The organism is Nostocoides australiense Ben110 (assembly GCF_001050535.1).
In the GTDB taxonomy this organism is placed as follows: Bacteria; Actinomycetota; Actinomycetes; order Actinomycetales; family Dermatophilaceae; genus Nostocoides_A; species Nostocoides_A australiense.
Window position 1 is genome coordinate 2,763,672 of record NZ_HG764815.1, and the last position, 9,170, is coordinate 2,772,841.

A 9,170-nucleotide genomic window follows, 5' to 3' on the forward strand; every position below is an offset into this window, starting at 1 on the left:
TGCGTGACCGCCGCTGCGGAGTCGGAGGCGGCGGCATCGGGCGCGGGCGCATCGGACGCGAGCGGCGACGCCGCGAGGTAGTCCTCGACGGAACCGGCCGGGATGGCCAGGGCCGCCTGCTCGGGCGCCTGCAGGTCCGGCCACGGGGCGATCTGCGCGGCATAGTCGCCCGGCGAGATCGGGCCGAGGTCCTGGTTCAGGGTGAGCTGGCAGATGGTGTCCAGGTCGTTGGGGACGCCGACCGCGATCTCCGACGGGCGCGGCACGCCCGAGACGACCTTGGGCGCGGGCGGGAGACCCACGTCCCCCGGGAACGGCCAGCGCCCGGTCAGCCCGGCATACGCCAGCGCGACCAGGCCCTTGGCGTCGCGCCGCAACGCGCGCTTGCCGCCGACGTGATCCTGGCCCACGAGGGCCGCCTGCGTGGCCAGCCCGGCGAGCTTGACCGAGCCGTCCGGCATCCGCACGACATTGTCCGGCGTCAGGCCGAGGTGATGCAGGCCGCGCCGCTGCGCGGCGTCGAGGGCCAGCGCTGTCTCGCCGGTCATCCGGCGCACCTCGTCGGCCTCCATGCCGACCCCGGCGGCCAGCTGCGTCATCGTCACGGCGCCGTCGAGCGACTCCTCGACGAAATAGCCGTAGTCGTATTCGCGGCCCACGTCCAGGACCCGCACCAGGCGCGGGTTGTTCAGGCCCGCGCTGCGGCTCGCGGCATCGAGCACGGCCAGCGCCGTCGGGCTGGACATCGGCACGACGACGAGGGTGACCAGCTCCTCCAGGGAGTTGTCCTGGGCCTGCCAGACCTCGGCGTCGCCATGGTCGAACAGCGCACGCACGGTGACATATCGCTGATCACCGACGACGGTTCCGGGTTGCAGGCCCGACACATTGGCTCCTTCTGCTGCTCGGCCATGGACGCGATCGACCCGCCACAGGCTGGCCCATCCTAATTGTCCGCTACTCGTTGCGGGGCGTGCCAACGCGCGGCAACCGGCGGGTCACCGGCGCGAGCAGGTCGTCCACCTCGCGCACCCGCATCAGATGCCCCAGACCCCACGCGAGGACGAGATAGGCCGGTCCCAGCACGAGCAGGACAGCCGCCGCCCCGAGCACCGAGTCGGTCCACGAGGAGGGGATCCACGCCAGCGCGAGCCACGCCAGCGCGAGGGCCACGGCGCTGGCGAGGACGAGGCGCACATGCATACGAATGGTCCTGGACAGGCCGAGCAGCCCGAGCTTGCGCCGCAGCGCGAGAAAACCCAGCAGCGCCCCCACGGCGTTGCTCACGGTCTGTCCGATGCCGACCCAGATGCCGGTCTGCGTCACCGGCACCGTGAACGCGTAGAGGTTGAAGCCGGTCGCCACCGCCGTGACGAGCACCTGGAAGTAGAACGGCGTGCGCCCGTCCTCGAAGGCGTAATAGACCCGGTTGATCAGATAGAGCCAGCCGAACGGCAACACCCCGAGCAGCATGGCGACGAGCACTCCCGCGATGGCATCGGTCGTGCCCTGATCCTGCTGGAAGAAGAGCTTGACGACCAGGGGTGCGAAGAGCACCCCGGCCAGGGAGATCGGGACCGTCAGGGGGGCCGGCATCCGCAGGCCGCGGTTCAGGTCGGCGACGACCGCGCGGGTGTTGCCATGCTGGGCCGCCGTGGCGAGCCGCACGAAGAGCGCCGTCGTGAGCGAGACGGTGATCAGGGAGTGCGGGAGCATGAACAGCAGGAAGGCGTTGTCGTATGACGCCTTGCCGGCCGCGACGATCCGGTCCCGCTCCGCCAGATCGCTGGCGCGCGTCAGGACGCGGCTGGTGACGATGAAGCCGAGCTGGCCGACCGCGACGGCGGCGAAGGACCACAGCGCCACACCCGAGGCCGACCGCAAGCCGGCGCCGCGGAAACCGAACCGGGGGCGATAGCGAAAACCGCTGCGCCGCAACGGAATCACCAGGAAGATCGCCTGCACCACGATCGAGAGCGTCATCGTCCCGGCGAGGAGCCAGATCATCCCCGACGACCAGTCGCCCGGTGCCGCCTGCCGCGGATAGCCGGAGAAGGTGAAGATCAGCAGACCGATGATCGAGACCACATTGGCCAGCACCGGCGCCCACATGAACGCCGTGAACCGGCCGCGCGCGTTGAGGACATTGCCGAGCAGCGTGTAGAGCCCGTAGAAGAAGATCTGCGGCAGACACAGATAGGCGAAGGTCACCGCGAGCCGGATCGCGGCCGGGTCCTTGGCGTTGCTGAACAGGCCCACGAGCAGCGGCGCCGCCGCCAGCCCGACAGCGGTCGTGACGGCCATGACGATGAGGGAGAGCGTCAGGAGCCGGTTGACATAGTCCTCGCCGCCGTCGGGCCGGCCGGCCGCCTTGACGATCTGCGGCACCAGGACCGCCCCGAGCATGCCCCCCGCGACGAGCAGGTTGATCTGGTTGGGCAGGGTGTTCGCCACCGAGAAGGCGTCGGCGGACAGCCCGGTGCCGCCGATGACGACGACGAGCAGCGCCGCCCGCACCATGCCGAGCACGCGCGAGACCATCGTCCCGGACGCCATCAGCGCGCTGGCGCGGCCCAGGCTCTGGCGCTGGCTTTCGGGGCCGCCCCCGGTGGGCGGGGTGGCCGGCGGCGCAGGCGGCTGCGCCGCTTTGGGGGTATGAGCAGCGTCCTGGCTCACGAGTAGGTCAGGCCTTCCGACGGCGGCGGGAGCGCAGCACACCGGCGGCGACGAGTGCCGCGGCGACCGCGCCGATCACCCAATAGAACCAGGAGCCGGTGGGATAGGCGCGCACCTGGACGGTGTTGTCGACGCCGATGTGCTGACCTTGTGGGCTGTACAGGCTCACCTTGACGGGCACGGTGCCCGCGGCCAGCGCGGTGGCCGGCACCCGCACGGTGGCCCGCGAGTGCGCCCCGATGTCGACCGGCTCGGGCATCTCGGTGAGCCGGAAGCTCGGCGCGAGCGGCGTCAGATGCACCCGGACCTGCCGCACCGGCACGTCGAGGTCGTTGGTGACCGTCACCTGGAGCAGGCCCGAGTCGGCGAAGAAGTTGATGCGCTCGGGCACGACCGCGACGGCGGTGTCGGCCTGGATGCCCGCGTCGCGGAGTTCGCCGAGCACGATCCGCAAGGCGCCCCGGTCGGCCCGCCACCGGCTGGAGAGCAGCTGGTCGGCGACTTCGTCCCAGAAGACGCCGTTGACGGCCCCGTCGTCACGAACCTGCGACGTCGCGTCGATCGCCTTGAGGGCACTGGCCACCGTGCGGGCCCGGCTTGCCGTCAGCGCCAGCCGTTCGGTGCTCGGGTCGGCCGGGATCCCGCTCGGGAGCGCGAGTTCCGCCGCCGGATCCGCGGGCAGCGGGGTGCCGCCCGGGGCCTCGTCGATCAGGTCATCGAGGTCGCCGCGGGTGATCCACGGCGCGTCGAGTAGGCCGGACAGTGCCCGGTGCAGGGCGCCCGGGCGGGCGTCGAGCGTGCGCGGGGTCGCGATCAGCAGGCTCCGCGGGGTGCCGGGGTATTCCGCCAGCGCGGCGAGCGAGTCCGCGAGCAGCCGTTGCGTGGTGATTGCCCCGGAGGGGTCGCTCTCGAGGTCGAGGAGGGCATTGCTCAGACCGTCGTCATAGGCCAGCGCGGCCACACCCGCGCCGGCCCGGTCCGCGCCACCCGGGTGCGGGGCGGCGAGAGTGTTGTCCGCGCCGAGGGCGGCCTCCGAGCCGATGACGGCACCCAGCCGGCCCTCGCCGTAAAGCTCGGTGATCGCCGCGACCCGCGATGTCGCGAGCAGCCCGTCGGCCGGCCACGCGATATCCGATCGCGCCCCCGGGATCCCGTCCGCGACCGCCTCCCCCTTCGCCCGCAGGGCGGCGAACCGGTCGGTAAGCCCCGGATCGGCGAGCACCGCGGCGAGGTCCGGATCGGCATACGGCAGCACGGCGACGGACCGGCCCGGCAACCGGTCGCGCAGCGCCGCGTCGAAGGCGATGCGCAGCGCGGTCTCCTCTCGCTGCTCCGGACCGATCCGGTCCCACGCGGTGCCGGCCTCGGGATCGGTCGGCCGCTCCTGCGCGATCGCCTCGGGCGGCGCCAGGAGTGTCGGGTCGAACGCCCAGGTCACCGGCAGATCCTTGGTGGCGTCGAGGAGGCGGTTGATGCGGCCGTCGTCGGCGAGTTCGGTGCGCCACGACGCGAGCCGGCCCGCGCCATACGACTCGAACAGGCCCGGCTCCGGGTCGAGGGTGACCGGAGTGACCACGGCGACCCGCAGCTGCTCGTACTCCTTGCGGTTGTGCACCGCGGCGAACGTGGTGCGCACCGTATCGCCCGCGCGCACCAACAGCGGCAGGGCGCCGTATGCCGCGGTCGTCCGGGCGGCCGCCTTGGGCAGCGTCAGCCGGAAGCCGTGGCTCTCGCCCTCGGAGAGGCGGTCGGGGCCGGCGGCCGTGTCATAGGTCCGCAGGGACGCCTGGGGAACCCCGCTCGTGGTGCCGCTCGCCCAGGCGGCAACCGCGGCGCGGCCGGCGAGCGGGGTGTCGGCGGCCTGGAGGGTGATTTCGGGTATGTCGGCGTCCGCGCCCCCGCGGTTGGTGACGGTGCCGGCGACCTCGACGTCCTCGTTCCCGGTCGCGACGGCCGGGGCGAGGGAGTTGATGGTGATGACGATCTGAGCCTCGGACGCCGCGGTGGCGGGGGCCGGCACCCACGCCGTCGCGCCGGCCACGACGAGTGCCGGTCCAATGACCCGGGCTGGTGCGCGGAGGAAGGCGCGGATCGGGTTGCGGCGGCTGGTCATTCGCTCCCGGCAAGGCGCTGCCATGCCTCCCGGGCGATGCGCCGTTCGTTGGGGAAGGTCAGGTGCCGGTGGGCGTCCTTCAGCGGCAGCCACGCGACATCGACGGCCTCTTGGTCGGGGTCGTTCTCGATGGTGAGAAAACCGCCGATGGCCTCCAGCAGATAGTGGTGGACGAACTTGTGCACGCGGCGGTCGCCCGTGGCGAACCAATAGTCGATCGTGCCGAGCTTGATCAGCACGCGTGCCTCGATGCCGGTCTCCTCGGCGACCTCCCGGGCCGCCGTCTCCGACAGCGTCTCCTCGCCCTCGATGTGGCCCTTGGGCAGGCACCACTCGAGACGTCCGGCGCGGTTGCGGCGGGCGATGACGGCGATGCGCGCCACCCCTCCCTGGACGTCGACGACGACACCGCCGGCCGACCGCTCCTCCACGGCGGGCAACCGCCGCGGCGCGCGTCCGACGGGCTGACTCATGGGGTCACTCTAAAGGGGCGTCCTGGCCGGATGCCCGAAGTTCGATGCGCGACACCGGGACCCGCAAAGGTGGCACCACGCCCGCGGTGGGCGGTTCGTGCGGAGGTGGGCACGCAGCATACGGTTGGACGTCATGGACAACCCCAGCCCCGACGCGATGCGGCGTGCCGTCGCGCACCTCGGGCCGGTGCTGCCCCTGTTGAGCGAGCTCGGCGAGCGTTTCGCGGCCGCCGGCCACGAACTGGCACTCGTCGGCGGGCCGGTGCGCGACGCCTTCCTCGGCCGCACCTCCCCCGACCTGGACTTCACGACCAGCGCGCGGCCCGAGGAGATCGAACGGATCCTGGGGCCGTGGGCCGACACGACGTGGGACATCGGCAAGGAGTTCGGCACGATCGGGGCGGTCAAGGGGGACGCGACGGTAGAGGTGACGACCTATCGCGCCGACGCCTACGACGGGGTGACACGCAAGCCGGTGGTCGCGTTCGGCGACTCGCTCGAGGACGATCTGCGGCGGCGCGACTTCACCGTCAACGCGATGGCGTTGCGGCTGCCACAGCTGACCTTCGTCGATCCGTATGACGGTCTTGACGCCCTCGTGAAACGGCGCCTGCGCACCCCGGCCTCGCCCGAGGTGTCCTTCGGCGACGACCCGCTGCGGATGATGCGGGCGGCCCGGTTCGCGGCGCAGCTGGGGTTCGACCTGGCGGCCGATGTCGCCGAGGCGATGCAGGAGATGGCCGGCACGATCGCGATCGTCTCGGCCGAGCGGGTGCGCGACGAACTCTCCAAGACCCTCCTGGCACCGGCGCCGCGGCGCGGGCTGGTCATGCTCGTCGACAGCGGTGTGGCCGACCATGTCCTGCCGGAGTTGCCGGCGCTGCAGCTCGAGATCGACGAACACCACCGGCACAAGGACGTCTACGAGCACACGCTCAGCGTGCTCGACCAGGCCATCGGGCTGGAGGGGCCCCCCGCGGCTCCCGCGGACGCGGTGCCCGGACCCGACCTGATCCTGCGGCTCGCGGCGCTGCTGCACGACATCGGCAAGCCCGCGACCCGGCGCTTCGAGAGCGGCGGCGGGGTCTCCTTCCACCACCACGAGGTGGTCGGGGCCAAGATGACCCGGGCGCGGCTGCGGGCTTTGCGCTACGACAAGGAGACGGTCAAGGCGGTCACCCGCCTCGTCGAACTCCACCTGCGCTTCCACGGCTACGGCGACGGGGCGTGGACCGACTCGGCCGTGCGTCGCTATGTCACCGACGCCGGCGACCTGTTGCCCCGGCTGCACCTGTTGACCCGCGCCGACTGCACGACCCGCAACCAGCGCAAGGCGCGCCGGCTCGCGCAGACCTATGACGAGCTCGAGTCCCGGATCGAGGAGTTGCTCGCCGCCGAGGAGCTGGCGGCCGTGCGTCCGGAACTCAACGGCAACGAGATCGCCGAGATCCTCGGGATCCCACCGGGACCGGTCCTGGGCCGGGCCTACAAGTTCCTGCTCGCGGTGCGCCTGGACGACGGCCCCATCGGGCCCGAGGCCGCGGCCGAGCGGTTGCGCGCCTGGTGGGCCGAGCAGCCCGAAAGCCAGGCGTGAGGCACCCACGCAGCCGGTCCTCCCATCCGGCGTCGTGGTTCTCGATTCGGCAACGGCCCGGCGCGGACCAGCCGCTTTGTCGTTTGCAGCCGGTAGCGTCAGCGCATGCGCGTTATGGCTATGGGGATTCACCGCAGCAGCGACACGCGAGTGCGCACCCGGCGACGGGTGGCTGTCCTGGCGGCCACGACCACGGCAGCGGTGACCACGGCGCTGGCTGGGACGACGGCGCTCGCCGGGACCACGGCGCTGGCGGGCGGGGCAGCGGGTTCGGGAGCGAGCGGCATACCGCAAAGCGGTGACCTGCGACTGCCCGGCGACACCGGCGCACGCGGCCAGCTCGGCCAGCACAAGATCTATATCGTGCCGGCCTACTGGCAGGGCGACACCCCGGCACAGGTGTCGAATGCCGCTGTGCAGGAAGCCATTTCGGAGGCCAACGACTACTGGACCGATGCGACCGACGGCAAGATCATGGTCGCGTCCGGCTGGAATGTGCCCAAGTGGCAGAAGCTCAACCTCACGTCCCAGCAGGCCGCCAGCTGCGACCGGAAAGCCATCGAGGCCGGTGTGCGGGCGGTGGTCGGGGCCGCGGGCGAGCGCGACCACCTCGTCATCGTGTTGAACAACGAGCGCGCGTGCGATTTCACCGATATCGAGCAGGTCGGCCTCACCAGCCGGGGCGACGGTCTCTCGTTCGTCAACGGCACTTTCGACACGACCGTGGCGCTGCGGGTCATCGCGCACAACGGCGGCGTGCCGGGCGCGGGCTCGCTCAACTGCACCGACGACTCCACGCCCGTGCCGCTGTCGGGCACATGCACGACCAAGGACTACAACAACCCGTGGGATCCGGCGAGCGGTCATCCCTACGGAAACGTCGGCACCCCGATCGCCGACACCCTCGCCACGCTCGGGGTGCTCTCCGGCGCGGACTACCCCGAAGTCACCCCCGGCGGCGTGCGCACCTTGACCCTCGACCCGCTCACGGCGAGCAGTGGCCGGCGTGGTTTCTTCGTGGACCTGGGTCGCTACCGCTACTCGGTCGACTATCGCGTGCCGACCGGACTCGACAGCTGGATCGACGACAAGACCTGGACCAGCGCGACCGGGCCATTGGCCGACCCGGGTGGCGGGGTGACCGTCCACCGGCAGGACCTCAAGGCCGACAAGGCGGACCGGACGCGGTTGCTCCTCGACTTCCACCCGGACGGCTCCGACTCCGACACGGCCCGCCATCCCGGTCTCGCGGAGGGCGAGAGTTGGACCAGCCCCGACGGGCTGTGGGCGCTGAAGGTGGGCTCGGCCACGTCGAGCCAGGCGAGCGTGACGATCTCCTTCCCCGGTCTGGGCCCGGTCGAACGCTGGGCGGGTGCGGACCGCTACGAGACGTCCGCCAAGATCTCGCGAAACACCTACGGCACCGGCGTCGATGTCGCCTATATCGCCTCGGGGCTGGTCTACACCGACGCGCTGTCGGGCGCCCCGGTCGCCGGGATGAATGACGGCCCGGTGCTGCTCGTCAGCGACGACTCCATCCCCGACCCCATCGCCGAGGAGCTGAACCGGCTCAAGCCGAAGAAGATCGTCATCTTCGGTGGCACCGCGACCATCTCGCCACAAGTGGAGGAGGACCTCGGGAGCTACACCACGGGCACCGTCGCGCGTTGGTCGGGTGCGGACCGCTTCGCCACCTCGGCCGCCATCTCCCGGGAGAGTTACCAGACCGGCGTCGACACCGCCTATATCGCCTCCGGCCAGGTCTTCACCGACGCCCTGTCCGGGGCACCGGTCGCCGGCAAGAAGGACGGCCCGGTGCTGCTCGTCGACACCAACCGGCTGCCCGGAGAGATCGCCACCGAACTGCAGCGGCTCAACCCGACACACATCGTCATCCTCGGGGGCACCGCGACGATCAGCGAGAACGTCGAGGGCGCCCTGCGGCCCTACTCGGTCAACGCCATAGAACGCTGGTGGGGTGCGGACCGGTTCTCGACCTCCGCCCAGATCGTCCACAACTCCTACAGCAGCACCGGCGGGACCGTCTTCGTCGCGTCCGGTCGCGTCTTCTCCGATGCCCTCTCCGGCGCGCCTGCTGCCGGCACGCTCGAGGACCCGATCCTGCTCGTCGACACCGACTCCGTTCCCGACGCCGTCCGCGCCGAACTCACTCGGCTCAAGCCCGCCAAGATCATCATCCTCGGCGGCTCGGCGACGATCTCCTACGAGGTGCAGGCCGAGCTGGCGCCCTTCATCGACTAGGCCACCCGCGAAGGGTCCGCGCTCCTTCGTCGCTCCGGTACTTCGCGGGGAC

Annotated in this window: 5 protein-coding genes and 1 pseudogene; 2 read left to right on the top strand and 4 right to left on the bottom strand. The window is 71.4% G+C overall.

From position 1 onward, the window contains the following. The 4 genes and pseudogenes from BN11_RS13320 to BN11_RS13335 form a co-directional block, all read right to left on the bottom strand. Positions 1 to 887, bottom strand: a pseudogene (locus BN11_RS13320) (hypothetical protein); the annotation flags it as partial. 70 nt (positions 888 to 957) lie between these two features. Continuing rightward, positions 958 to 2,676 carry a murein biosynthesis integral membrane protein MurJ gene (murJ, locus tag BN11_RS13325; protein ID WP_157044148.1) on the bottom strand — a complete coding sequence of 573 codons (1,719 nt, stop codon included), beginning with the start codon at positions 2,674 to 2,676 and terminating at the stop codon, positions 958 to 960. A 7-nt stretch (positions 2,677 to 2,683) separates the two neighbouring features. After that, entirely contained in the window at positions 2,684 to 4,789 is a 2,106-nt protein-coding gene (locus BN11_RS13330) for a DUF6049 family protein (protein WP_048698427.1), read from the bottom strand. Beyond that, on the bottom strand, positions 4,786 to 5,262 hold the full coding sequence (locus BN11_RS13335) for an NUDIX hydrolase (protein ID WP_048698431.1): 477 nt from the start codon (positions 5,260 to 5,262) through the stop codon (positions 4,786 to 4,788). The genes BN11_RS13330 and BN11_RS13335 overlap by 4 nt, the downstream gene beginning before the upstream one ends. A 133-nt stretch (positions 5,263 to 5,395) precedes the next feature. On the opposite strand from BN11_RS13335, the gene BN11_RS13340 reads away from it, so the two are divergent. Both BN11_RS13340 and BN11_RS13345 read left to right on the top strand, forming a co-directional pair. Beyond that, positions 5,396 to 6,856 (top strand): CCA tRNA nucleotidyltransferase, encoded by a 1,461-nt coding sequence (locus BN11_RS13340; protein ID WP_235435472.1) that lies wholly within the window; start codon positions 5,396 to 5,398, stop codon positions 6,854 to 6,856. A 105-nt stretch (positions 6,857 to 6,961) separates the two neighbouring features. Further along, positions 6,962 to 9,118, top strand: a complete 2,157-nt coding sequence (locus tag BN11_RS13345) for a cell wall-binding repeat-containing protein (RefSeq protein ID WP_083433746.1) — start codon at positions 6,962 to 6,964, stop codon at positions 9,116 to 9,118. Positions 9,119 to 9,170 lie beyond the last annotated feature (52 nt).

Excerpts from the sequence above, each read along its gene's own strand:
- BN11_RS13345 (WP_083433746.1), top strand. The coding sequence starts at position 6,962 with ATGCGCGTTATGGCTATGGGGATTCACCGCAGCAGCGACACGCGAGTG.
- BN11_RS13330 (WP_048698427.1), bottom strand. The coding sequence starts at position 4,789 with ATGACCAGCCGCCGCAACCCGATCCGCGCCTTCCTCCGCGCACCAGCC.
- BN11_RS13340 (WP_235435472.1), top strand. The coding sequence starts at position 5,396 with ATGGACAACCCCAGCCCCGACGCGATGCGGCGTGCCGTCGCGCACCTC.
- BN11_RS13335 (WP_048698431.1), bottom strand. The coding sequence starts at position 5,262 with ATGAGTCAGCCCGTCGGACGCGCGCCGCGGCGGTTGCCCGCCGTGGAG.